This window comes from Marinomonas atlantica, assembly GCF_001639725.1.
Taxonomy (GTDB): domain Bacteria; phylum Pseudomonadota; class Gammaproteobacteria; order Pseudomonadales; family Marinomonadaceae; genus Marinomonas; species Marinomonas atlantica.
In genome coordinates, this window is sequence record NZ_LTAW01000004.1 from 279968 (window position 1) to 303087 (window position 23120).

Genomic DNA, 23120 nt, shown 5'->3' on the forward strand with positions numbered 1-23120 from the left:
CGTTGCTTGTCGGGGTTTTGTTGTTTTATGGAATATCGATTGCGGTTTCAAATTTATCTCGTTTCATTGAAATTAACGTACGAAATTTACGCACATTGGGATCGCTGTAAAGTAGCCGATCACACAACGATTCATAGGCCACCATATCGCTGGTCATCACGATTAAGACAAAGTCGACTTCCCCTGTGACTTGATAGCATTGTTTTACTTCCGGTGTATTTTGCACACGCTGTACAAATGCTTGAAATAGATGTTTGTGATCTCGTTCCATAAAAACTTCCACTACCATGTGTAACATGGGTCCAAGCTTGCTTGGTTCAAGCAGTGTGACTTGCCTAGCAATGTAGCCGTCCTCAGTTAAGCGCTTCACACGTTTTAAGCAAGCAGGCGGTGACAGCCCAATCACTTCAGCTAATTGAACATTTGTCAGACGGCTGTCTACTTGTAGTTGGCGCAGTATGTTGCGATCAATGTTGTCAAGTTCTGGCATGATTCATAAAATTTTGTTTAGTGCGATTAAAACGAATTTATCAGCATGTTCTGGACTATTAAAGAGAAATAATTTCTTTGATGTCGCTTACAATAGCCGCACAGTAACAGGGTTGAGATGGCAGGTATGAATATTGTGTTTCGAGAAAGTGGCTACTTAATTAAAGAGTCGGGTCGAGTGTACTGGACATTGCTGAAAGTGATGGTGCCTGCACTGTTGGTCGTCAAAGTGTTAGATATGTTAGGTGGTGTGACTCTACTCGGCCATCTGTTATCGCCGCTTATGCAATTGGTAGGATTGCCTGATGAAGTGGGTATTGTGTGGGCGACATTTATGCTTACCAATATCTATGCTGGCATGCTGGTGTTTTTCAATTTAGGCATCTCGGAAAGTCTAAGCGTGGCGCAAGTAACGGTCTTAGGCGTATTAGCACTGCTAGGACACTCTCTGCCAGTTGAAGGTGCGGTGGCAAAACGAATGGGTGTCGGCTGGCGAGCGACGCTTGCACTGCGTTTCGGTGGGGCGTTAGTGCTTGGCTTTATATTGCATCAGTTTTATAGCCACTTTGATTTACTGCAGCAGCCGAGCGAGCTGTTATGGCAACCGCCAGTCAGTACCGATCCTAGTTTTATCGGTTGGTGTCTTAATCAGATCGAAACGTTTGCTTGGATCTACGTAATTATTCTTGCGTTGATGACATTACTTAAGTTATTGCGAGTTTTGGGAGTAGAGCGATTGATGCATGCTGTGTTGTATCCCGTACTAAGGATGCTGGGTATTGGTAAAGACGCTGCTAACGTTGCTGTGATTGGAACAGTGCTTGGACTCACATTCGGGGCGGGGTTGTTAATTAAAGAGGCAGAATCAGGACGGTTAAGTAAACGTGATATTTTCTTAACTATTGGTTTTTTAAGCTTGTGTCACAGTGTTATTGAAGACACTACTTTGGTTTTGCTGCTTGGTGCTGATTTATCTGGTGTGTTGTGGGCGCGTTTGGCATTTGCATTGATCGTTATTGCTATTTTGGCAAGGGTATCTTTCGTGGCAAAGCGACTAGATGCTGTTAATTAATGACCTCCCAACTAAGCAATAATAGCGTGAGGTTGAGATTGATCGAATTAATCGATCAATCTCAACCTATTAATTCGATTTCAATTATGTAAGTGCTCATCTGTTTATTTTTGATTCGTTTTTTATTAAGTATGGATTATGGACGCAATCTTAAGAATTTCTTGCGAATTTTCTGAATAGACTGTGTTTTCAAATAGTTTTGGCGTTGTTCTTGTGAATAATGTTTGCTAATTGTGAGGCATAAAGAACGTATTGCACTGCTCATGCATGATTGATGCTTTTATCCCTAAATAAGACGTGTTGTATAGCTTATAGCAAGTATTTTGGAACGCTTCTTTGAACTCTTTTTTTATTTTTCAAGAAGTCTAATATTCATCTTATCGAAACGCAGCGGACAGTAATCAATACCAGCTGCCAAACAAACAATTGACTGAACATAAATTGATTAGTCTAAATGGAAAGGTGACTATTATGAACTTTAAAACTCCAGCACTTATTGCAGCCCTTACATTAACTGCTTCTGCATCGTTTGCTTCAGGCGACGAAAATAACTTGCTTGATAACTATCTAGATGCTCAAGCACATGCTCAAGCTATCTCAGAACAGTTGGAAACCATGGGAGTAGAGTCAAATCCAAACGTTGAATTTAACTCTCCAGCGACGTTGTCTCAGAAGCTTGACGCTTATGAAAATAAAATCGATTCACTTCAATCTAAGTTTGATGCGCACACATCTTCAGCGACTCTCGCTAACTAATTTTTAGTTTAGTAACGCAAGCATTGTATTTAGAGCGTTTCTGCCAGACACATTTTTCGATTTATATGGTGATCATTATGAACTTCAAGACTCCAGCACTTATCGCTGCCTTAACATTATCCGCTTCTGCATCATTTGCTTCAGGCGACGAAAATAATTTGCTTGATAACTACTTAGATGCCCAAGCACACGCTCAAGCTATTTCAGAGCAGTTGGAAACCATGGGAGTAGAGTCAAACCCAAACGTTGAATTTAACTCTCCAGCGACGTTGTCACAGAAGCTTGATGCTTACGAAGAGAAAATTGATGATCTTCAAGGCCAGTTCGACATTGTTCGTAACGCTAACTAGTAAGCTTAGCAGAGTAGGTCAACTACTTAAAAGCTATTGAGCAACAAAAGCCCCGACAGGCATTCCTGATCGGGGCTTTGTTATTTTATCTCATTCATATTGGTGCTTTCCAATCGACCTATCATTGTGTTCTATTGGCCAATTATTGAAATCTCTGGTGTAGAGCGGCTATTTAAATGGCTGTGTCGTAATTGATTACTTTTGCCGAATGGGGAGCAGTTAATGGATATTTTAGAGCAATCAGATGATGATATTCGAATCATCGCTGAGAAAATTTGGGACGATATGGTGAAAGGTGCGAATAGCAGAGATTGGGAGATTTACTCCCAACATATGCTTGTTGAGTCGATCACTGAGCAGGCAAGAGCAGGAGTTGAGCATCAATGGCAATACAGCAAGATGTTTAGCTCACTTACGCAAGAGCGCGAGTTCATGGGGGTTTTGAAGCAAATGGATCACGTTTTGGTGCTGTGGAAGCAATGGAGCACAAAAGTAGAAGGTGACTTTTTAGTGATGTTGTATCTGAAGAGTATCGAAGATGACGTTAAAGTAATAGGATCTTGGATTCGCTAGCAGAACAAAAAAGAGAAAGGCTGGCAACATTTGCCTTTCTCTTGTCCTGATACGCATACGTAACTAAGCCGTTACATTGTTTTTAGTTTACCGACACTTGATTTCGACCGTTCTCTTTAGACTGATACAATGCTTCATCAGATCGATCTAAGATGATCTCTGCGCGTTCATCACTTTGTTGATATGTGGCAACACCTAAACTAATGGTAATGTGCCCAATTTCTTCAATCTCGGTTTGCTCAACAATTTTTCGAATTTGCTCGGCTCGTTCTGCAGCTGTTTTGGTGTCAGTCTTGGGCAGTAAAATGGTAAATTCTTCACCGCCGTAGCGTGCCACAAAATCGCCGTCTCGTGTATTGTCATGCATTAGCTCAACCAATTTTTTCAAGGCTTCGTCACCTGCCTGATGGCCATAGGTGTCGTTTACCGCTTTGAAGTGGTCAATGTCGATCATGATAACGGAATAGGCGTCACCGTCATCGGCTGCTTGCGCAAAGATTTGTGACATGGCTTCTTCTAGTGCTAATCGATTGAAACACTGCGTGAGCGGATCTCTTAGCGCCAGTTCAGCCAGCTCTTTGTTTACCTGTTCGAGTGCGTTAGTTCGCTTTTGTACCTTGGCTTCCAAATTGGCGTTCATTTCAACCAGTGACTGTTCTCGATCCAGTAGAGATGTCATCATTCCTTGTAGCGAGTTACTTAAACTAATGACTTCTTTGAGATGGCTGTCTGTTTCCGTAAACGACATTTTTCGATCACCATTTTTAATCCTAAGGGCGGTCGCGGCTAGGCGTTCAATCGGGCGGCTTAATGCTCCTGCCAGCTGATAGGCGATAAAGACGCCAATCAAGGTTGCCGCAATGCTGATCAGCAATATCACTACTCTCATGTTGTACACAGTAGACAGTGCTACATCGCTAGGTTGACGCACGATAATCTTCCATCCCAGATCGGTTGATATTGAAGAGTTGACCAATGCCAATGTGGTTAAGTAGCGTTTTCCGTCATTCCATTCGTTGTATTGAAATTCACCTGGAGCGGGGATGTTGTTAGGTACTTCTGTTGAATGGGTAAGCGCATTGGGATACAACACTTCTTTATGTTTATCGACGATAAATATTTCGATGTTATCATGTTCATTAGGTAACGCTGAGTTCAAAACACCTCGTACCCAGTCCCAGTTAGAGTGTGCTGCAATGACGCCTTCAAATGTTCCGTTTTCACCATAGACAGGTGCGGCAAAGTCAACAAAGCGGGGCAAGGAGCCATCGTCCATTGGCTCAATCATACTGGCCAATAAAAGCGCTTCGTGCACATCACCGACGAAAGGCCCCTGACTGCCTAAAACGAACCAAGGCCGTTGGCTGACATCCGCACCTTGTAGCATCTTTTTACCAGCGACCATAACCTTGCCGTCGGCATTAGCAAATCCAATCCAAGCATAATGCTGATAAGAATCTTTTGTGCGATCCAACGCTGCTTGCATTTTTTCTTGATTGCGCTCAGTCGCGAACAAAGGTCGTTTGCTCAATAAAATTATTTCCCTTTCTCGCTCTTTCAACGTTAATGCCAGCGTATTGGCAACCGATTGAGCGATGATCGCCAAAGATTTACCACTGGCATTGGTTAGTCGGCTAGATGAGGCTTGATAAATGTAGGTCACGACAATGATGCCTAGCATAAGTAACAAGCAGCCGAATAACACAGCAATGCGATTGCGAAAGCTATTGAACCAATGTAAAGCTGGGTGGTTAGGGGGTTGGATGCTGGGACGAGCTTCGTTTTGGGAAGCATGACTCACGTATGTCACCTTTGGGCATAAGACGTTTCTTTGAAGGTTTATTATTACCTTAATTTATAAGCGTAAGATAGTTGGGATCGAATTAAACGCCTTTGAATTGAATATAAGCGATTTTTATTGGCTTTCAGTACCGTTTTTGTGTGCCCGTTATCCTGCTATAGCGCTAATCATCCTTTTATTTAACCGTTCATCATATCCGCAATTTTCAAAGGCAGTTGTGTGGGACATTGGTTCCACGCTGATTAAGGCGTTCCCTTTTAAACTGTGAGATAGATAGAATAATGATGTTTTTAAATATGACTCGTGCGATCAGGGTATGTGTACTTACCGTTGCGCCTCTAGCGTGTTTTGTCGAAGCGGCAGAGTTTGATGCGGATCTTGGTTTAACGCTGTCAGGACAGCAAAACCATGTAATAGGTGAAGAGAATGAAGCTGAGCTTCATCCGTATCTTAATCTAAAATACGGCATGTTTGTGGCAAGCCCTGAAGGGGTCGGAATAACAACTAATGTAGGCGAAAGTGATCAGCTCAGTGCATTGTTTTTAATGCGAGGGTCAGTTATTGACCGTGATGATAATAAACAACTTGCTCACTTAGGTAAGCGGGAGGATGCGACTGAGCTTGCGTTGCATTGGACACACTTTGCGCCGTTCATTGACATTACTGGAGCAGTGTCCATGGATGTGTCGGATACTCATGACGGTTATGAGGCTAAACTGATGTTGTCGAAACGAATAGAAACAACATTCGGTTCATTGATCCCTGCGGCGGCTATTCAATATCAGTCTGATGATTTGGTTGATTATTACTATGGTGTTCGCACTGTTGAAGCCAACTCTTCTTTTAGCGCTTACAAAGGAAAAGCGAGTACCAACGCCAATGTATCCATGACTCACGTGTACCCAATGACAGATCAGTGGCATGTGGCGACAAGTGTTGCCTATGATTATTTAGGTGATGGCATCAGTGACAGCACAATCGTGAAGGAATCAGGCTATTGGAGCGGTGCTATGACGGTTTTTTATGCGTTTTAATAGGCTAAAAAGCCAAGATCAAAAAGTAATGATTGGTGGATATTGCAGCATCATCGCAGGTCTTTGTTTCCTATTTGGGATGTTGGTTTATGTTTGCTTTTTAATGGAGTATCGCTTTGGCGACATAAACGAGCCTTTCGCGTCGCAAGTTCGTATTATGGCTGAGCATGCGTTACTGCTTTATGGATGGTATTTCATCATTTATATTGTGTTTGGGTTGGCGCTTTTAGGTTATCAAATAGGGGTGCAGCCCTACCTAAAAATAGGTGGTATGCAGCAGGCTTGTGCTGTATTGGGCTATCTTTGGGTTGGTTTAACGATTACGACAGGGATGTTAGCGAATGTAGGGAACACTATGATTTTGCAGATTGTCAGTTTCGATAGCAGCTCGGCCATGTATTTGTGGTATGTCTTACAAATGCTGATCGATGGTCTTGGCGGTGGGAATGAGATAGTGGGCGGCGTATGGATGTTGACATTGGGTGCAGCACTTATTTCATTTGATATATATGGGTTAGGTTTAAAAGTTTTGGCGTTTATCATTGGCTCTATAGGTGTGCTTTCTTCTGCTCCAGGGTTGTCCATGTTGGGAGGAGTCTTTGGCCTAGGCTGCATTGTTTGGTTTTTAATAACAGGTGCATTAATGATTAAACATACGAGTAAGCGTTATGTTTAAAGCCCCTTTTGCCAGTTTCTGGCAACGGCATGAACTATTAAAAGACAGTATGACGCTCATATTTTACTGTAGTTTGATCGCTGTGGTGATCTGGATTACCGAAGCGGGTGAGTTTTGGATGACATTGCAAATCTCACTGGTTTTTGGTGTGGCTTGCCTATCTAGTATACGTCTTAGCATTTATTATCTGAAAGATCGTATATCTGTTCGCACCGCGGCGGTTTTGGGGTATTTGGGCGGTTTCGTCATTGGTATGGCGTACTTATTTTATCAGATATACGACTCCTTTCAGGCGGTTCTAGACGCTTCTTGGTCGGACTTATTGCTGAAAGTTGTGTTCAGTATGCTGGTTACGTATATATTTTATAATGCGTACCGGTTGAGTCGTAAAGAAAGAGAGCTCCAAAAACAGAAGATGAAATCGCTTTTGCAAGAAAAGCAGTTGGCTGAGTCCAACTATCAGGTATTGCAATCTCAAATAGAACCTCATTTTTTGTTTAATACGTTGGCCAATATTCAGGTGTTGATTCATATTCGTCCGCATGATGCTCAGAAAATGTTAGATGACTTAACAAGTTTGTTGAGAGTATCTATGAGCAAAGTGAAACAACCGCGTATTACGCTAACAGAAGAGCTTGATTTAGTAGCCTCATACCTGTCTATACAGAAAGTCCGAATGGGAGAAAGATTAACTTTTCAGATACAAAAAGAAGGTGATATTAGTGCCGTTGAGTGCCCCCCTTTTTTGCTACAACCATTGGTTGAAAACGCCGTTGTTCATGGTATTGAGCCAGGTCTGGAAGGTGGGGATATAGATGTAAAAGTATCAGTGGATGCAAGCACCTGTTACGTGACTATTTTAGATACTGGTCTAGGGCTGAAGCCTAACTGGAATCAAACTAGTGAGACAGACACTCGTCATGGTATTGCGTTGAAAAATATTCGTCAGCGTTTACAACTTATTTATGGTGATAAGTCGAATTTTTCAATTCGTAATGTCTACAATGAGAAGCAGCATATCGATGGCTGTTTAGTCACTTTAAGTTGGCCTATCTTCAACGATACAGCGGTGGGTGATTTGCATTCTTCAGGAGGCGTACATGGCCAGCGCTAATCTAACCAACTCAGGACATGCGTCTTCTATGTGTGTCATGGTCGTTGATGACGAACCATTATTGCGGTTTCATTTGCAAAGATTGCTGCAAGAGCTTTGGGAAGATATTGATCAAGTTATTACTGTAGGCTCAGGGTTAGAAGCGATTAGTATGGCTCAGGAAATTGATATCCATACTATTTTTATGGATATTAAGATGCCAGGTATTAGTGGCATTGAAGCCGCTAAAAAGCTTAGAGAAAGTGGCTTTAGTGGGCATTTAGTCTTTGTGACAGCTTATGATGAACACGCAGTAGCTGCATTTGAACATGAGGCACTAGACTATTTACTAAAGCCCATTGAGGAAAAACGACTTTATGAATGTGTTAAACGCCTAAAAAATCGCTCTCAAACAACCATCAAGTACGAGCTTGATTCAGATCAGCTGACGCGATTGTTACCTCCAACTGAAAATGCACATACCCTTTCATGGATAAATGCTTCACGAGGAGACAGCATTCATGTCATCAAAGTTAGAGATGTTTTTTGTTTTATTGCGGAAGATAAATATACCTCTGTGATCACCGCCGATGGTGAGTTTCTTATTCGTAAAACGATTAAACAATTGGTAGATGAGCTAAATCCAGATAAATTTTGGCGAATACATCGATCAGCTATTGTTCAAGTTAGTTGTATTGAGTGCGTCAAAAAAGATGATCAAGGGCACTACTTTGTCTTAATTAAAGACTTGGAACGTGTTCTTCCTGTGAGTCGTAATAACACCCAACTGTTTAAACAAATGTAGAATCATATGTGAACATTAGGGAAGGTGCTAGTAAGTGAAATAGAATTTATAGGGCATAGACTGCAATCTTGATGTTTTTATTATTTCAGTGGGGTAAAAATGAAAGAACAGAGTACTGTTAAAAACGATTTATTTGTATATCGGGCATTGATGGCACAGGCGCCAATATTGGTACTCAGTGGGCTTTTGGGGGAAAACCTTTTTTTGTTCTCTGTGGTAGTGGCAGTGATTTTAATTATTGCTACCAACGCAATTTATATCCTGTGTAAAGGCACTCTAGGTTTTTCTGTTTTCGCAGCTATTCTGATGATGTTTGTTTCATCATCTCTTATTCAAAGTCAACTGGGGCTCGCTGAAATGCATTTCCATATCTTTGCTTCGATGGCGGTGCTCCTTATATATCAAAAATGGCAGCCTATAGTCGCTGCGCTTACCACTACAGCCTTATACCACATTAGCTTTATGTATGTACAAATGGCAGGTGTTCATATTGGTGACATGCCTATTATGATATTCACAGGACATCACAATATGGGTATTATGATTGTTCATTGTGTATTCGCAGCATCAGAAGCAGGTATTCTAATCTACATGGCTCATCTGATGACAAAAGAATCTAAGGCAAACCGTAATATATCCATAGCTATTGAACGGATTTCGAATCAAAACGATTTGTCCCTTCGCATTGAAAAACCGACTTCCAGTGCTGAAATTGCTTTTAACAATTTATTAGGCAAGTTGTCCTCCTTGTTTAGTGACTATCAAAAAATTGCTAAAGTGTTGGTAAACGCAAGCGAGCAAATAAACTCCAGTACCGACAAAGCCAGCACCAGTGTTGAAGAAAGCAAACGTCGGTCTCTGGACACCGCATCAGCGACTGAAGAAGTCTCTCAATCCATGAAGTCAGTATCTGATAGCAGTTTGCAGTCAGCTGACATTGTTCATCAGTTAGAGCAAGACATAATAAGTGACAGACAACAAGCTCTCATTATTATTCAAGACATGGAATTGCTGTCCCAAGACACCATATCCATTTCAGATTCGCTTCAAGCTCTTACCTCTGAAGTAGACGCAGTTACTCAGCTTTTGCAGTCTATTCGTAGTATTTCCGAGCAAACTAATTTGCTTGCATTAAATGCAGCTATTGAAGCGGCTAGAGCTGGTGAGACAGGCCGAGGTTTTGCCGTTGTTGCCGATGAAGTAAGAACGCTTGCTAAACGTTCTGGCGATGCTACAGACGACATTGAAAAAGTACTGGAAAGATTGAATATCAGCGTGGATAAAACAGTGAGTTTTATGGCATCAGGTCAGGAAAGAACCAATATTAATGTAGAGCACGCGTTGAGCATTTCTAATGGTCTACAAAAAAGAGCCGAAGATGTTAGTCAAGTTGCAATCAATAGTCGATCCGTTGCAGAAAGCACATCTGAACAAGATAGAGTTGTAGCTATGATCAGCGAAAAAGTGAGCGACGACGCTCAAACTATTCAGCTTCTATCAGAGTTAATGAAAAAACTAACGCAAAGCAGTCACGATATTCACAAAGTGACACAGGAGTACGAGGAAAAAGCCACCTCATTTAAAATTTAATCTCAATGGATATTTCATCTGTTACAGTTTTTATGAAATTGCTTTTTTTGCTAGCGCGATTCGTTTTTATTAGGTAATCCTAAGTGCGAGGGATTAATTGATTAAAAATTATTAATTCATCCTGCTTAGGGTTAAGAAAGTTATAAAATATAAAGTTTTATTCTCATTAAGGCACCTGTTTGAAGTTAAAGATAATTAGACTCAACTTGTCCATGGTTTGCTTAGGGATAATGCGAACAAGTCATTTAAAGAGAAAATTAGCTTCTCTATTCTATTGAAATTAAATTATATTTTTATATGCTTTAAAGGTGTGACTTATTCGCATATTCCTTAGCTGTTGGTCTTAAAGTAGCCCAGACAGCTTGCAGTTTAAAATGGGCCCTTCATAATACGATGCCAATTTAATAGTCACGTTGCTTGCTCATGCGCTTGGATAAATTTGTCTGCAAAAGTACTGAACTCACAAAAACTGAGGCGATTCATTATATTCAGCAGGGCAGGGTGACGGTTAATGGTGAGCCTGTTGTGCTGGAAGCAACTCAAGTCCATGAAAATAATGATGTACGACTGCTAGGCGAGCGGCTGGTTGCTCGTTCTTTTCGTTACATCATGATGCATAAACCCGCAGGCACAGTGTGTTCCAATATCGATGAAGCGTATCCCTCGGTGTTCCAACATTTGTCAGTCGACAAACCAAATGAGCTGCATATTGCCGGCCGCTTGGATGCGGACACGACAGGGCTTGTGTTGATTACGGATGATGGCCGCTGGTCATTTCATATTACACAGCCGAATCGAGGCTGTAGTAAGGTCTATCATGTTTTGTTATCACGCCCCATTGCGGACGATGTAGCGCAGCGTTTTACTGAGGGGATTCGACTGCAAGGTGAATCAGCTGCGACATTACCAGCGCAGTTAGAGGTAATCACGTCAACTGAAGTACGTTTAACCTTAACTGAAGGCAAGTTCCATCAGGTAAAACGTATGTTTGCTGCGGTGGGTAATCGAGTAGTTGGTTTGCATCGTGAGCGCATTGGTGATGTCGTACTCGATGTCCCTGAATCTGACTGGCGCTATTTAACCGTTGATGAAGTGCAATCTTTTGCTCGTTAAGTTATTGATTAATTGACTCTTCCTCACTATCTCGCAAAGATATACTGACAATTCTATATAGAGTCGATACATGACCATCGGACGTCAGCGTTACCGCCTATTCCAAGGGCTACTGCCTTTGTCTAAAACCCGTTTTACGCAAGAAGTCATTGCGGGCCTAACATTGGCCGCACTCGCTATTCCTGAAGTGATGGGTTATACGCAAATTGCAGGAGTGCCGGTAGTGACTGGGTTGTATACCATGCTGCTGCCTATGTTGTTATTCGCAGTATTTGGGGCATCGAGACAACTGGTGGTCGGTGCTGATTCAGCTACCGCAGCGATGTTAGCCACGGCATTAGCAGGTATGGCTTTGGCTGGTTCGGATGATTACATGGCCATGGCTGGAACTCTGGCGTTGTTGGTCAGTGCGATGTTGCTTATTGCACGCTTACTCAACTTAGGCGTGTTAGCCAATTTCTTATCGCGCACCGTATTGATCGGCTTTCTTAGTGGTGTTGGTATACAAGTCTCCTTAAGCCAAGTATCGGGAATGCTGGGTATTGAGTATGAGGGGGTTAGCTCGTTAGCACACCTAGTGTTGCATTGGCCGGCATTGCAGAGCTTGAATATCTACACGCTGGTTGTGTCTTTATTAACGCTTATTTTGGTGGTTGGGATGCGTTTATGGTCACGACGAATACCTGGTGCGTTACTCGCTGTAATCGGCGCAATGGCCATTAGTTGGTTATTGGATCTACATGTATATGGTTTAGCATTGGTAGGGGCCGTGCCAAGTGGTTTACCTTCGCTCCAACTCCCTGTGTTTACGTTAACTTGGGAGCAGTTTACACAGCTGATTCCAACCGCGTTTGCCATGTTTATGGTGATTATTGCGCAAAGCTCTGCTACCTCTCGTGCCTATGCTGCACGCCATCAAGAAACAGTCGATGATAATGCTGATTTGATTGGCCTTGGTATGGCCAACTTAGGCGCGGGTTTATCCGGTGCGTTTGTGGTCAATGGCAGTCCAACCAAAACTCAAATGCTGGACAGTGCTGGAGGCCGTAGTCAATGGTCTCATTTAATCACAGTGGCATTGGTTGTGATGGTGCTGTTGTTTCTAACGGAGCCTTTAGCGTATTTGCCTCATGCTACGCTGGCGACGATTGTGTTTTTGATTGGTATTGAGTTGATCGATATTAAAGGACTTCGAGATGTGTGGTATGAGCGCCGTTGGGAATTTTGGGTGGCGTTGACTACGATGATAGCCGTTGTCGTTTTAGGGGTTGAACTGGGTATTTTGGCTGCCATTGCCTTGTCTCTTCTGGTACATACTCGCCATGGTTATCGGCCGGTGAACAGTGTCATTGTACCCAATGGTCATGGTCGTTGGCGTGGGGTTCCGCTTAACAATAATGCTCAACTGATGCCGGGGCTACAGGTGTACCGCTTCACTCATGGGATGTATTACGCCAACGCGGCGTTGATGAGTCGAGAGGTCTTGTACTTAGTGAACAGTGCTCGACCTGCATTAGATTGGTTTTGCATTGAAGCAAATGCGGTGGATGATGTGGATTATACCTCGGCAAAAACCTTGCTCACTCTTGCCGACGAATTACAAAAACGTCACGTAAGGCTTGTGTTTGCAGAAGTGTCGGATCGGGTTCGCGAAGAATTGGATCGTTCTGGAATTACCGAACAGGTGGGCGAAGACGCTTACTATCAATCCGTTTCCGATGTTGTTGAAGCTTATAAAGTGCGCACTCGTTCATGAATGTGCCGATATGTTGGATTCTATAAACACTGATCTAGCTCTATGTTCTACGGCTTTGACATAGGACAGGTATCGGAAGACTGCTATCGTATTTTGATCTGTTCTAATGTCTACAGTGAATCCATAAAGAGATGATTGAATGAGTGCTAAGCTTCCAACCTTGATGAAATCAGCGCGTATCCCGTTTCTTATCTTGGCACCTGTGAGCGTCTTTTTAGGGGTTAGCACTGCCTATGTAAGTCACCCAGACATCCAATTATTGCACATAGTATTAACCGTAGTGGCGGCGTTGTTCGCTCATGTGAGTGTGAATGCTTTTAACGAATACATGGATTTTCGCTCAGGCTTAGATTTGAAAACTGAGCGTACGCCATTTAGCGGTGGCAGCGGTGGCTTAGTTCAAAACCCGGATGCTCTTAAAAGTGTACTCATCATGGCATGGGTGACATTATTCCTGACGGTTTTTATCGGTTTGTACTTCGTATGGTTACGAGGAGAGCTGTTAATGTGGATAGGGGGGATCGGCTTAGTGCTTGTAGTAGGGTATACGCCATGGATAAACCGCTCCCCACTACTGTGTTGGTTAGCACCGGGATTAGGGTTTGGTCCTGTTATGGTAATTGGTACGCATGTTTCGCTTACTGGGCAATTGGATACCTTAGCGATCGTCACCTCACTGATACCTTTTATGTTGGCAAATAATCTACTGCTGTTAAATCAGTTTCCTGATATAGACGCTGATCGTGCTTGCGGCCGACATCATATTCCGATTGCATACGGTAAAACAGCGGGCTTAGCACTCTACAGTTTGGGGGTTTTGGTCGCCGCGCTGGTCATAGTGATAGGGTGCGTGATGGGGTTATTACCGTGGTTGTCATTATTGGTTTTGATACCGTTATTGGTGGCCGTAACGATAGTGACAGGCTTAAAGCCCCGCTTACGAAAAAGCGCAGAGACATGGTTACCTTTCTTAGGGCGTAATGTGTTGATTACGTTGGCTACTCCTGTTCTTTTTGGGGCGACTCTATTGCTGGGATAGTCAATTAGCTCTCCTCTATTAAAGTTGTGGTCATGTTTTTGCCCTTGGCTCAGCTTGTTTTCTAGAATGGATCGATTTATTTGATCAATGATGATGCAGTTATTCGATTTCAATTGCGTAAGTGATGGGTTGTTTTTTATTAAGCATTACGTTTTTAAGAACCTATTGTGCATGAGGTGTTGTCATGGTTTTGCATAATGTCAGAGAAAGTTTACTTGCTAAGAACGTTTTCTACTGTACCTGATGAATATTGCTTCCCTGTTTGGGGCAATTAGGCGCAACTGAGAACGTCGCTCCTTGATTGATGCGTTTAGTGTTGATTAAGACGTTTTTACAGGTTTATAGGAAGCATTTTGGAACGCGCTGCTGAGATCTTTTTTTATTTTCACAGAAGGCTAGTATTAATCTTATCGAAACGCAGCGGACATCTAATTAAGCCCGCAGCTTAACAACTTAAAGGTGAATATTATGAACTTCAAGACTCCAGCACTTATCGCAGCTCTTACTCTTTCAGCTACTGCTTCTTTCGCAGCAAGCGACAACAACTTACAAGACGACTACCTAGATGCCCAAGCGCATGCTAAAGCACTGTCTGCTCAATTAGACACAATGGGTGTAGACGCTGATGCAACAATTGATTTCAACTCGCCAGTGACGTTGTCGCAAAAAGTTGAAGCTTACCACGACAAAATTTCTGATCTTCAAGGTCAATTTGAGTCAGCTCGCGCCGCTCAATAAGTCAAAGTGATGTTTTAAATATCGGGATCCCCCCTTTAACCCCGATCAACAAAACCCCGATGAGCTCAGCTTATCGGGGTTTTGTTGTATTTAAACGTTAAAAGTAGGTAGGACTTTCTAAAAACTGAGCTATAATGCTGTATAAATATACAGTATTGGAGTCGCTATGCGTGTGACATACCTTGGTTCTGCGGAGTCGGCCGCTTTTCTTGCAACGAAACAGATGTCTATTCCGTTCTATGTAGAATCTGTGTCTGCTGGTTTTCCATCCCCTGCTCAAGATTTTGTTGAGCGTTCTCTGGATTTGAACGAATTATGTATTCAGCACCCTAGTTCGACTTTTTTTGTACGGGCGCAAGGTGACTCTATGATTGAAGCGGGCATTCATTCGGGAGACGTGTTAATCGTTGACCGATCTTTAAGTGCCAAACACAGCGATATTGTGATTGCCTCGATTCATGGTGAGTTAACCGTTAAAGAGTTGCAGCTAAAACCGACAACGGTTTTGCGCCCTCATAATAAAGCGTATCCCGTGATCCCGATTTCAGAGCATTCCGAGTTGGAAATATTTGGCGTTGTGACGGGGGTAGTGCGCAGGTTGCAGCAATGAGCTCCATTTTCGCCCTAGTAGACTGTAATAACTTTTACGCCAGTTGTGAAAAACTTTTTCGTCCTGATTTAAAATATCGACCGGTGGTTGTGCTATCAAACAATGATGGCTGTGTTGTTGCACGTTCAAAAGAAGTAAAGGCGTTGGGCATTAAAATGGGCGTGCCCGTGTTTCAAATACGTGATCAGATTGAGCAGCATAGCATCGTGTGCTTCTCTTCGAACTATGCACTGTATGCTGACTTGTCTCAGCGTGTAATGTCTTTACTGGAAGAAGAAGTGCCACACGTCGAAATTTATTCAATTGACGAGGCCTTTCTGGACTTAACAGGATTAGATGGCTGTGTAGATATTTTAAGTTTTGGGCAACATCTCAAAGCCAAAGTTGATCAATGTTCAGGCATTACCGTAGGGGTGGGCATTGCACCTACTAAAACGTTGGCTAAACTTGCCAATCACGCAGCAAAAACTTATCCTGCGACAGGTTCGGTGGTTAACTTAATGGAGCGTGATCGTCAGCGACGATTATTGGCGTTGCTTGATGTATCTGAGGTTTGGGGGGTCGGTCGACGTTTAAGTAAGCGCCTATATGAACGAGGAATTTTCACGGCATTGGATTTAGCCGATGCCAGTTCTAAAGTCATTCGAAGCGAATTCTCAGTTGTACTTGAGCGAACCGTTCAAGAACTTAATGGCGTGTCATGCTTAGCATTTGAAGATGTGGCGCCGGTTAAGCAACAAATTGTCTGCAGTCGTTCATTTGGCACACGGATTACTGAAAAAGAATCCTTAAAAGAAGCAATTGCTAAATATATGGGACGTGCAGCGGAAAAACTGCGCGTTGAGCAGCGTTTAGCACGTGTGGTGCAAGTGTTTATACGGACTGGAGCGTTTAACCCCAATGATGCTTATTATGCGAACGCATTGACCATTGAGCTGTCTCATCCAACGAATGATTCTCGTGATTTACTCAAAGCGGCTTATGACGTATTCGAAAAGCTTTATCGTCCAGGTTTCCGGTATGCAAAGGCTGGGGTTATGTTGACAGATTTTTATGAGCATCATGCCTACCAGCAAGATATGTTCCAAGAGGATCCTGTGCGTAAAGAGTCGAACACTCTCATGGAGGTGATAGATAACATCAACCGCAGTCGCCTTGGTAAGGTTTTTCTAGCAGCGCAAGGCACTGCAACGTCTTGGTCAATGAAGCGTGATTATTTGTCTCCGGCGTACACGACGCAATGGTCCGATTTGCCGATTGTGCGCTAAGCACGGTTTATATCGAAGAAGTTGATTGAATGTAATCGAAAGAATCGATTTCAAATGAGTAAGCTGCTTAGTTTTATACTCAATTAATCGTACTCTGTTGAGCTTAATATGTGCATATAAAGGGCTATTGCGCACACTATGTACACCGACCGTTTAAAATTCGGTTATAACTAAAATTAAATTGAGCTTTATTTGCTTACTTCTGTTGGTTTGAAGAGAGAATGGTGAGCTACTTTCATTATTTTTGCATTAATAGTAGTAGACAGCATATTTACTGAAATTAATGGAGGAAAATTGAAACGGTCTTTTTAACTCTTTTATAATTCATGAAGACCTCTAATATTAATTACATCGAAACGCGAAACGTTGTTCGCAACGAGAGTTAAAGTACAAACGTTTAATGTTTAATGTTTAATAAAGAGACCTTACAGGAGGCTCATCATGAAAAAGTTAATCGCAATCACATCAGCTGTTTTAGCAACCTCTGCCATTACATCGCCAGCGTTTGCCGACAACATAACTGATGATCTCCGTATTGCCGAAGCACGTTATGAATCAATGGCAACCGAAGTGGAGTCCGAAGGCTATCAAGTTGATCAGCTGTATGCAGAACCGATGACGACTTCACAAAAGCTAGACACTGTAAAAGAAAAGAATATGGAGCTGAAAGGCGTACTAAATAGCCTTGAAACGTCTCAATAATGACTCAGCTAAAATTTTCTAAACTATTATTTTTTCAAGCATAAAGGTGACGACATGAACTTTAAGACTCCAGCAATGATTGCAACATTAACATTAGCCGCTTCAGCCACTTTTGCAGCAGGTGATAACAACTTGCAAGATGACTATCTAGATGCTCAGTCTCACGCAAAAGCTATATCAGCTCAATTAGAAACAATGGGCGTTGATACCAACCCAAATGTTGAATTTAACAGTCCGACAACTTTATCGCAAAAAGTTGACGCTTATGAAGAAAAGATAGATACATTACAAAGCCAATATAATATGCATAGTGCTCAATAATTAATATTGTCTAAAGTAACAGAGCTTTATTCCCCTTTAGCTCTTAATAAAGAAAAGCCCTGATTGTTCATTAATCAGGGCTTTTTTATGGGTCAAAAAATCTTCTAAAGCTTAACTAATTATTCATTGGATTAAAAACAGGGCTATTGATAATAATTTGTTCAAGTCGTCGAGTGGCTTCGTTGATTTTATTAGAGATAAATAGCGTAACGTCCATATCAGGTAGTTTTGGAAACTCTCGGTGAACGACTAAATCTTCTTCTAATGTATGATAAGGCACAATAGCAATGCCTATGCCTGCACGAACAGCAGCTAATACGCCGGATCGGCTTTGACTTGTAAACGCAATACGATACGAAATTCCTGCTTTTTTTAGCGCTTCACAAGCAAAATGTCGATGCTTGCAGCCTTCGTCAAAAACGACTAATGGCAAAGTTGCCTGCGTATGAACAAAGTGGTCTTTTGAGCCAACCCATACTAATTCGTCACGGCGAAGTCGAATACCGCCTTCTGTGTCCGCGGCCATTTCAACCAACGCTATATCAAGTTTACCTTTATTCACTAAGTCGACTAAATGATCTGGACGGTAGTCACAAAAAGCTTCAAGTTGAGCTTCTGGGTAGCTCAAAATAAAGTCTTGTAAGATCGGTGCAAGCGTTCGACTTGCGTATTGATCATGTGTACCAAGACGCACCACGCCATTAATGTCCATATTTTGAAAAGAGCCAACGATTTGATCATGCAGATTCAATAGCTGCTGCGCATGGGTAGTTAATTGAACGCCCACGGCAGTAAGCCTCACCCCATGCTGACCCCGTTCCATCAATGGATTTTCCACTAAATCCTCTAGGCGATTCAGCTGCATACTTACCGTGGACGGTGCCTTGTGTAGCAGCTTTGCTGCTTCGGTTAAATTCAGTGTATCCGCTACAACCATAAAGGTTCGCAGTAAATTAATAGGTAAATCATGCATGGTGTTTAGTTTTCAATAAAGTTGAACGTAGAGTTGAATATTTATCGATTTACTGAATAAAAGCAAGCCCCTAATATGGCGCTCATAGGTTGTATGGGCAACTTACTGAGCTTCCATTATATCGTTTGAGAGTAGGAGAATGTGCTATGCGCATGGCGATTACATTTGGGTTTAATCAAGTTATTAGTCATGGCTTCGGTCTGTTCTTGTTTGCTGCACTGGTGCCGCTGATGCAAGAGTCAATTGACATTACCAGTTGGCATCTAGCAACCATTGGGGCGCTGACGCAATTGTCGTATTTAGTGGGTGCTATGATTCTCGGCATTATTGGTCACCGTATGGATTCAGGTCGCCTTTTGATTGGTACGGGAATCTTAACCAGCTGCTTACTATTTTCTATGGCATGGTTAAACGATCCTTTGATCATCACATGTGTGTTGACGATTATGGCGGCGAGTGCGGCGATTAGCTGGGGTGGTATCGTAGAAATGGTGACCAGTTATGGCCGTTTAGACCGTACCTCAACTAATTTATCCATTGCTTCAAGCGGTACTGCATGGGGCTACAGCTTAAACGGTTTAATAATTCTGCTTGTCGTGCCGGTATTTGGTTGGCGTAGTGGTTGGATCGCAGCGTCAGTGTTTGGTCTGATTACTTTATTTGCAACCATCACATTACTACGTCACATGCGTCAAAATAAAGAGGAGCATGATATTGAAGTGACCTTTGCGATGACGTCTCGCCAATTGTTTATGACGGTGCTGAAAGAGCGTACTGCATTTCTATCTTGTTTGGTGTTGTTCTTAGTTGGTCTTTCTACAATGACGTTTTCAACTTGGTTGAATACGTTCTTAGCAGAACTGAATTTGCCTGCAGCATTAGGTGGTTACACTTGGAGTGTAATTGGTATGACCGGCATGGTTGTCGGCTTCTTTGCGGGTAAGCTTGCCGATAGTAAAGGTCATGGCATTGCACTGTTAATCATCTTTGGGGCTTTTGCATTAGGTTTGTTAGCCTTCACTTATAACCCTGCGCGATTTGTATTATTAGCGGGACTGGGTTACGGCTTGATGTACTTCCCAATTTGGGGGATTGTTGCCGGTTGGGTAAGCAAGCACTACAGTTCAAAAGCAACCATGCAGATCAACGGTATTGGTATGGTGGCTTTTGGTTTAGGTGGTGCATTGGGTAACTTGGCCGCGGGTGCGATTAATGAATTCACCGGCAGTTTGATGAATGTATATTGGTTGATCACTGCAATGGGGTGTGTGCTGTTTGTGTTGGCGGCGTACATTTATTTAAGTGATCGTAAGCCAGTAGATGAGCAACCTCTAGTCGGTGTTGTTTAAACCATCGATTTAAAAAGACGAAGCCCCGCTAAGTTGTTCTTAGCGGGGCTTTTTTATTGCGATAGCATCACTCTGGTTGTTTGCTTAGGGCTGCATACGCCACTGTGAAAGCGCCTTCTTGAAAGGCTTTTAGACCAGTATCAGAGAAATGGATTGGCAGTGGGTTTTGTTTAATGATTTCTTTCATCGTAGCGTTATTCATTAACTCAACGCTTAAGCCATCAATGAGCTGCACGGCCGCTTCCATTTTGAATCCAACAGCACCACCGGCGAATTTACCTTTAGTAGGGCGTTCGCGAATAACGACATGTTCAACCTTGTAGTCTTCAAACAGCTTCTTCAGCATAAATTGAAATTTACGCATGGCTTCTGCGTCATCGGAGTGCTTCATTGCATGGCGCACCTGACGGCAGTCTGGCAGTTGAAACAACCCATCTTGTTTAGACAATAGGCAAAGAATGATTTCGCTGCCTTTGATTTCGATACCACATGTAACCATAAGAATGTCCTAGCTGAATGTCTGAGCCGCATTATCGCACATCGTCAGTAATCATAAAGTCCCAACATCGATTGGCAGACAAGTTGTGTGCTTAATTTCTTCCATAGCAAAGCTTGACGACACATTGCTTAAGCCATCAATGTCTTTGATGAGCTTTTTATAAAAAGTATCAAAGGCATGAATGTCTTTTACGGCAACGCGTAATAAGTAGTCCCACTCGCCAGACATACGGTAGCAGTCGACAACTTCATCAAAGCTCAAGATGCGCTCTGAAAAGGATGTTAGCCAAGCATTATCATGACGTAGAGTTTTGATATGAACAAAAACGGAGATGCCTAAGTTGATCTGACTACCGTCTAGTAAGGCAACGCGGGATTTGATAATGCCTTGTTCTTCCATGCGCTTAATACGCTTCCAGCAAGGTGATGTCGAAAGGTTGACCCGTTCGGCGACGTCTTGAATGGAGACAGTGCAATCACGCTGTAGAATATCTAGAATTTTTAGATCAATGCTGTCCATGGTTATTTTTTCTATTTAATGTGTATTTAGAAGTAAAATTTTCTTAAAAATAGCATTTATAGGTAAAAAATAGCCAAGCATTTTCTCGCCGAAAGATTACATTTAAAGCAGCTAAAACAGTCAATGAGGAGAGCTATATGAACTGGGTCAGTGATGCCATCGCGAAAATCAATGCGGATTATCAACGCTCTGCGGATACGCATTTGATCAAACTGGAGGGGTTAAGCTTTCGAGGCATTGATATTTACCTGAAAGATGAAAGCACGCATCCAACCGGCAGCTTAAAACACCGTTTGGCACGTTCATTATTTCTCTATGCACTGTGCAACGGAAAAATAAAGCAAGGCACGACTGTGGTCGAAGCATCGTCTGGTAGTACAGCCGTATCGGAAGCGTATTTTGCAAGAATGCTTGGGTTACCCTTTATTGCGGTGATGCCTAGTTCAACGGCACAAAGTAAAATTCGTCAAATTGAACAGTATGGAGGGCAATGCCATTTTGTTACTTGCGCGACGCGTATGCATGATGAGGCCGTTAATGTGGCGCAACAGGTACAAGGTCACTTTATGGATCAGTTTCTCTATGCAGAACGAGCGACGGACTGGCGCGGGAGCAATAACATCGCGGAAAGTATGTTCGGTCAGATGGCATTAGAGCCACATCCGGTGCCGCATACAGTGGTAATGAGTGCCGGGACTGGCGGCACATCAGCAACGATTGGGCGTTATATTCGTTATCAAGGCTTAGACACACAGTTAGTCGTTGTTGATCCAGAATACTCAGCATTCTACGACGGTTATACAAACAAAGATTCAAGTGTCACCATCGGACGAGGCAGTCGAATAGAAGGTATTGGACGTCCTAGGGTTGAAGCGTCGTTTCAGCCGGATGTAATTGATGCCATGCTAAAAGTGCCCGATGCAGCGAGTGTGGCAACGATGCATTGGTTAGCACAACAAACTGGGCGCAAAGCTGGGCCTTCTACAGGCACCAATCTTTGGGGCGTGTTACAGGTTGCAAAAGCGATGCAGGCAAATCATGAGGCTGGTTCTATTGTCACCTTGATGTGTGATGGTGGTGAGCGTTATCAGGACACCTACTATAACCCTGAATGGGTGGCGCGCGAATTAGGTGATATTGAGCGTTACCTAAACGAGCTGAGTGTATTCAGCTCGTAAGGAATGCGCTAATAGAATAGTTGTCTTAGCGTTTAACACAGACGAATAATGCGTTACCTGAATTAACCTCTAATGGTTGCAGGGTGTCGTAATTGTGCTCCAGAACAGTGACCTCAAAGTAGGGATCGAGCATCTTTGTCAGTTGCGCAAAGTCGATGGCGACCATCGGATGGCTATCTTGCCAGCATTCCACGTGCTCATCTGTTGTTTTACGGATGCTTAGACGCAGCTTTTGTTGATCACCTTGTCCTTCATAATACCAACCCGAACGAAAATCAAAGCAGCTGTTATCTTGATGTGTTGAATGTGCAACAGAAGATTGATTGTCGATATGGTCTTTGTCGACAGCATTAAAACAGAATACCCCGCCCGCATTCAGTGCATTAGCGACTGCACCAATACAGTGTTGTAGCGGTTGCAGCTCGCCAGTGTAGTGAATTGAATATAAAAAGCAGGTAATCAAATCGACTGGCTGATCAATGCGAAATTCACACATATTTTGTAAAGTGAAAGCGGCTTCTGGGCAACGGATTTGCGCCTGATCAAGCATTGGCTGGTTCAGATCTAGACCTTGGCATTGGTAACCGTGATCTAAAAAATGTCGGATATGAGGGCCAGTACCACATCCAATATCGAGATGAGATACGCCTTTATTACCAAAGATTTGATGGAGGCGGTGGACACAATCACTTTGTGCTTGGTAATTAATATCGGCACACATTAAGTCATAGTAAGCTGACAAGTCAGTATACAAAACCGTTTCAGACATATTGGCAGCTCTGGGAGAAGAAAAAGGTCGTGCATCATAGCGTCGAA

The 23120-nt window shown here is 42.7% G+C and carries 25 protein-coding genes; 19 read left to right on the forward strand and 6 right to left on the reverse strand.

Features of this window, described 5'->3' with window-relative positions; translation table 11 throughout:
* Window positions 1-25: 25 nt before the first annotated feature.
* Window positions 26-490, reverse strand: coding sequence for an Lrp/AsnC family transcriptional regulator (locus AYW75_RS08850; protein WP_067098388.1), 465 nt, complete (start codon window positions 488-490; stop codon window positions 26-28).
* 126 nt (window positions 491-616) lie between these two features.
* On the opposite strand from AYW75_RS08850, the gene AYW75_RS08855 reads away from it, so the two are divergent.
* The 4 genes from AYW75_RS08855 to AYW75_RS08870 all read left to right on the forward strand — a co-directional run bounded on the left by AYW75_RS08855 (window position 617) and on the right by AYW75_RS08870 (window position 3240).
* Entirely contained in the window at window positions 617-1561 is a 945-nt protein-coding gene (locus tag AYW75_RS08855) for a hypothetical protein (protein ID WP_067098866.1), read from the forward strand.
* A 471-nt stretch (window positions 1562-2032) separates the two neighbouring features.
* On the forward strand, window positions 2033-2317 hold the full coding sequence (locus AYW75_RS08860) for a hypothetical protein (RefSeq protein ID WP_067098391.1): 285 nt from the start codon (window positions 2033-2035) through the stop codon (window positions 2315-2317).
* A gap of 77 nt (window positions 2318-2394) precedes the next feature.
* Window positions 2395-2667: a hypothetical protein gene (locus AYW75_RS08865; protein ID WP_156490831.1), complete on the forward strand. Its 273-nt coding sequence runs from the start codon at window positions 2395-2397 to the stop codon at window positions 2665-2667.
* Window positions 2668-2889: 222 nt separating this feature from the next.
* Window positions 2890-3240, forward strand: a complete 351-nt coding sequence (locus AYW75_RS08870) for a hypothetical protein (RefSeq protein ID WP_067098397.1) — start codon at window positions 2890-2892, stop codon at window positions 3238-3240.
* Between the two features lie 82 nt (window positions 3241-3322).
* On the opposite strand, the gene AYW75_RS08875 is transcribed toward AYW75_RS08870, so the two are convergent.
* Window positions 3323-5041, reverse strand: a complete 1719-nt coding sequence (locus AYW75_RS08875; RefSeq protein ID WP_082856455.1) for a sensor domain-containing diguanylate cyclase — start codon at window positions 5039-5041, stop codon at window positions 3323-3325.
* Between the two features lie 281 nt (window positions 5042-5322).
* Here AYW75_RS08875 and AYW75_RS08880 point away from each other — a divergent pair, with 281 nt between their 5' ends.
* The 13 genes from AYW75_RS08880 to AYW75_RS08940 all read left to right on the forward strand — a co-directional run bounded on the left by AYW75_RS08880 (window position 5323) and on the right by AYW75_RS08940 (window position 17786).
* Window positions 5323-6075 (forward strand): MipA/OmpV family protein, encoded by a 753-nt coding sequence (locus AYW75_RS08880; RefSeq protein ID WP_067098399.1) that lies wholly within the window; start codon window positions 5323-5325, stop codon window positions 6073-6075.
* Complete coding sequence (locus AYW75_RS08885) at window positions 6065-6751, forward strand: hypothetical protein (RefSeq protein WP_067098402.1); 687 nt, start codon at window positions 6065-6067, stop codon at window positions 6749-6751. The genes AYW75_RS08880 and AYW75_RS08885 overlap by 11 nt, the downstream gene beginning before the upstream one ends.
* Window positions 6744-7865, forward strand: a complete 1122-nt coding sequence (locus AYW75_RS08890; protein ID WP_067098405.1) for a sensor histidine kinase — start codon at window positions 6744-6746, stop codon at window positions 7863-7865. Before AYW75_RS08885 ends, AYW75_RS08890 begins: the two co-directional genes overlap by 8 nt.
* Complete coding sequence (locus AYW75_RS08895) at window positions 7852-8649, forward strand: LytR/AlgR family response regulator transcription factor (protein ID WP_231886174.1); 798 nt, start codon at window positions 7852-7854, stop codon at window positions 8647-8649. The genes AYW75_RS08890 and AYW75_RS08895 overlap by 14 nt, the downstream gene beginning before the upstream one ends.
* A gap of 99 nt (window positions 8650-8748) precedes the next feature.
* Window positions 8749-10239, forward strand: coding sequence for a methyl-accepting chemotaxis protein (locus tag AYW75_RS08900; protein WP_082856456.1), 1491 nt, complete (start codon window positions 8749-8751; stop codon window positions 10237-10239).
* A gap of 423 nt (window positions 10240-10662) precedes the next feature.
* Window positions 10663-11352, forward strand: a complete 690-nt coding sequence (locus AYW75_RS08905) for a pseudouridine synthase (RefSeq protein ID WP_067098408.1) — start codon at window positions 10663-10665, stop codon at window positions 11350-11352.
* Window positions 11353-11422: 70 nt separating this feature from the next.
* Window positions 11423-13108, forward strand: coding sequence for a SulP family inorganic anion transporter (locus tag AYW75_RS08910; protein WP_067098410.1), 1686 nt, complete (start codon window positions 11423-11425; stop codon window positions 13106-13108).
* 139 nt (window positions 13109-13247) lie between these two features.
* Window positions 13248-14147: a prenyltransferase gene (locus AYW75_RS08915; RefSeq protein WP_067098412.1), complete on the forward strand. Its 900-nt coding sequence runs from the start codon at window positions 13248-13250 to the stop codon at window positions 14145-14147.
* A gap of 468 nt (window positions 14148-14615) precedes the next feature.
* Entirely contained in the window at window positions 14616-14885 is a 270-nt protein-coding gene (locus AYW75_RS08920; RefSeq protein WP_067098414.1) for a hypothetical protein, read from the forward strand.
* A 166-nt stretch (window positions 14886-15051) separates the two neighbouring features.
* Window positions 15052-15495, forward strand: a complete 444-nt coding sequence (gene umuD, locus AYW75_RS08925; RefSeq protein ID WP_067098417.1) for a translesion error-prone DNA polymerase V autoproteolytic subunit — start codon at window positions 15052-15054, stop codon at window positions 15493-15495.
* Entirely contained in the window at window positions 15492-16763 is a 1272-nt protein-coding gene (gene umuC, locus AYW75_RS08930; protein WP_067098420.1) for a translesion error-prone DNA polymerase V subunit UmuC, read from the forward strand. The genes umuD and umuC overlap by 4 nt, the downstream gene beginning before the upstream one ends.
* 441 nt (window positions 16764-17204) lie before the next feature.
* Complete coding sequence (locus AYW75_RS08935) at window positions 17205-17465, forward strand: hypothetical protein (protein WP_067098423.1); 261 nt, start codon at window positions 17205-17207, stop codon at window positions 17463-17465.
* Window positions 17466-17519: 54 nt separating this feature from the next.
* The gene (locus tag AYW75_RS08940) at window positions 17520-17786 is read left to right on the forward strand and encodes a hypothetical protein (protein WP_067098426.1); all 267 of its coding nucleotides are present in this window, start codon (window positions 17520-17522) and stop codon (window positions 17784-17786) included.
* Between the two features lie 115 nt (window positions 17787-17901).
* Here AYW75_RS08940 and AYW75_RS08945 read toward each other — a convergent pair whose 3' ends face one another.
* Window positions 17902-18759 (reverse strand): LysR family transcriptional regulator, encoded by an 858-nt coding sequence (locus AYW75_RS08945; protein WP_067098428.1) that lies wholly within the window; start codon window positions 18757-18759, stop codon window positions 17902-17904.
* 146 nt (window positions 18760-18905) lie between these two features.
* Here AYW75_RS08945 and AYW75_RS08950 point away from each other — a divergent pair, with 146 nt between their 5' ends.
* Entirely contained in the window at window positions 18906-20108 is a 1203-nt protein-coding gene (locus AYW75_RS08950; RefSeq protein WP_067098431.1) for an MFS transporter, read from the forward strand.
* A 67-nt stretch (window positions 20109-20175) separates the two neighbouring features.
* Here AYW75_RS08950 and AYW75_RS08955 read toward each other — a convergent pair whose 3' ends face one another.
* Window positions 20176-20607 carry a DUF3010 family protein gene (locus AYW75_RS08955; protein WP_067098434.1) on the reverse strand — a complete coding sequence of 144 codons (432 nt, stop codon included), beginning with the start codon at window positions 20605-20607 and terminating at the stop codon, window positions 20176-20178.
* Window positions 20608-20658: 51 nt separating this feature from the next.
* Complete coding sequence (locus AYW75_RS08960; protein WP_067098437.1) at window positions 20659-21126, reverse strand: Lrp/AsnC family transcriptional regulator; 468 nt, start codon at window positions 21124-21126, stop codon at window positions 20659-20661.
* A 137-nt stretch (window positions 21127-21263) separates the two neighbouring features.
* Here AYW75_RS08960 and AYW75_RS08965 point away from each other — a divergent pair, with 137 nt between their 5' ends.
* On the forward strand, window positions 21264-22304 hold the full coding sequence (locus AYW75_RS08965) for a PLP-dependent cysteine synthase family protein (protein WP_067098439.1): 1041 nt from the start codon (window positions 21264-21266) through the stop codon (window positions 22302-22304).
* A 25-nt stretch (window positions 22305-22329) separates the two neighbouring features.
* Here AYW75_RS08965 and AYW75_RS08970 read toward each other — a convergent pair whose 3' ends face one another.
* Window positions 22330-23073, reverse strand: coding sequence for a class I SAM-dependent DNA methyltransferase (locus AYW75_RS08970; RefSeq protein ID WP_067098449.1), 744 nt, complete (start codon window positions 23071-23073; stop codon window positions 22330-22332).
* Between the last annotated feature and the right edge of the window lie 47 nt (window positions 23074-23120).

What these genes read in the sequence shown, in the direction of transcription:
- AYW75_RS08885 (WP_067098402.1), top strand. Translation starts at nt 6,065, where the DNA reads ATGCGTTTTAATAGGCTAAAAAGCCAAGATCAAAAAGTAATGATTGGT.
- AYW75_RS08855 (WP_067098866.1), top strand. Translation starts at nt 617, where the DNA reads ATGAATATTGTGTTTCGAGAAAGTGGCTACTTAATTAAAGAGTCGGGT.
- AYW75_RS08970 (WP_067098449.1), bottom strand. Translation starts at nt 23,073, where the DNA reads ATGTCTGAAACGGTTTTGTATACTGACTTGTCAGCTTACTATGACTTA.
- AYW75_RS08915 (WP_067098412.1), top strand. Translation starts at nt 13,248, where the DNA reads ATGAGTGCTAAGCTTCCAACCTTGATGAAATCAGCGCGTATCCCGTTT.
- AYW75_RS08950 (WP_067098431.1), top strand. Translation starts at nt 18,906, where the DNA reads ATGCGCATGGCGATTACATTTGGGTTTAATCAAGTTATTAGTCATGGC.
- umuD (WP_067098417.1), top strand. Translation starts at nt 15,052, where the DNA reads ATGCGTGTGACATACCTTGGTTCTGCGGAGTCGGCCGCTTTTCTTGCA.
- AYW75_RS08920 (WP_067098414.1), top strand. Translation starts at nt 14,616, where the DNA reads ATGAACTTCAAGACTCCAGCACTTATCGCAGCTCTTACTCTTTCAGCT.
- umuC (WP_067098420.1), top strand. Translation starts at nt 15,492, where the DNA reads ATGAGCTCCATTTTCGCCCTAGTAGACTGTAATAACTTTTACGCCAGT.
- AYW75_RS08945 (WP_067098428.1), bottom strand. Translation starts at nt 18,759, where the DNA reads ATGCATGATTTACCTATTAATTTACTGCGAACCTTTATGGTTGTAGCG.
- AYW75_RS08865 (WP_156490831.1), top strand. Translation starts at nt 2,395, where the DNA reads ATGAACTTCAAGACTCCAGCACTTATCGCTGCCTTAACATTATCCGCT.
- AYW75_RS08895 (WP_231886174.1), top strand. Translation starts at nt 7,852, where the DNA reads ATGGCCAGCGCTAATCTAACCAACTCAGGACATGCGTCTTCTATGTGT.
- AYW75_RS08900 (WP_082856456.1), top strand. Translation starts at nt 8,749, where the DNA reads ATGAAAGAACAGAGTACTGTTAAAAACGATTTATTTGTATATCGGGCA.
- AYW75_RS08935 (WP_067098423.1), top strand. Translation starts at nt 17,205, where the DNA reads ATGAAAAAGTTAATCGCAATCACATCAGCTGTTTTAGCAACCTCTGCC.
- AYW75_RS08870 (WP_067098397.1), top strand. Translation starts at nt 2,890, where the DNA reads ATGGATATTTTAGAGCAATCAGATGATGATATTCGAATCATCGCTGAG.
- AYW75_RS08960 (WP_067098437.1), bottom strand. Translation starts at nt 21,126, where the DNA reads ATGGACAGCATTGATCTAAAAATTCTAGATATTCTACAGCGTGATTGC.
- AYW75_RS08955 (WP_067098434.1), bottom strand. Translation starts at nt 20,607, where the DNA reads ATGGTTACATGTGGTATCGAAATCAAAGGCAGCGAAATCATTCTTTGC.
- AYW75_RS08940 (WP_067098426.1), top strand. Translation starts at nt 17,520, where the DNA reads ATGAACTTTAAGACTCCAGCAATGATTGCAACATTAACATTAGCCGCT.
- AYW75_RS08860 (WP_067098391.1), top strand. Translation starts at nt 2,033, where the DNA reads ATGAACTTTAAAACTCCAGCACTTATTGCAGCCCTTACATTAACTGCT.
- AYW75_RS08850 (WP_067098388.1), bottom strand. Translation starts at nt 490, where the DNA reads ATGCCAGAACTTGACAACATTGATCGCAACATACTGCGCCAACTACAA.
- AYW75_RS08880 (WP_067098399.1), top strand. Translation starts at nt 5,323, where the DNA reads ATGATGTTTTTAAATATGACTCGTGCGATCAGGGTATGTGTACTTACC.
- AYW75_RS08910 (WP_067098410.1), top strand. Translation starts at nt 11,423, where the DNA reads ATGACCATCGGACGTCAGCGTTACCGCCTATTCCAAGGGCTACTGCCT.
- AYW75_RS08965 (WP_067098439.1), top strand. Translation starts at nt 21,264, where the DNA reads ATGAACTGGGTCAGTGATGCCATCGCGAAAATCAATGCGGATTATCAA.
- AYW75_RS08905 (WP_067098408.1), top strand. Translation starts at nt 10,663, where the DNA reads ATGCGCTTGGATAAATTTGTCTGCAAAAGTACTGAACTCACAAAAACT.
- AYW75_RS08890 (WP_067098405.1), top strand. Translation starts at nt 6,744, where the DNA reads ATGTTTAAAGCCCCTTTTGCCAGTTTCTGGCAACGGCATGAACTATTA.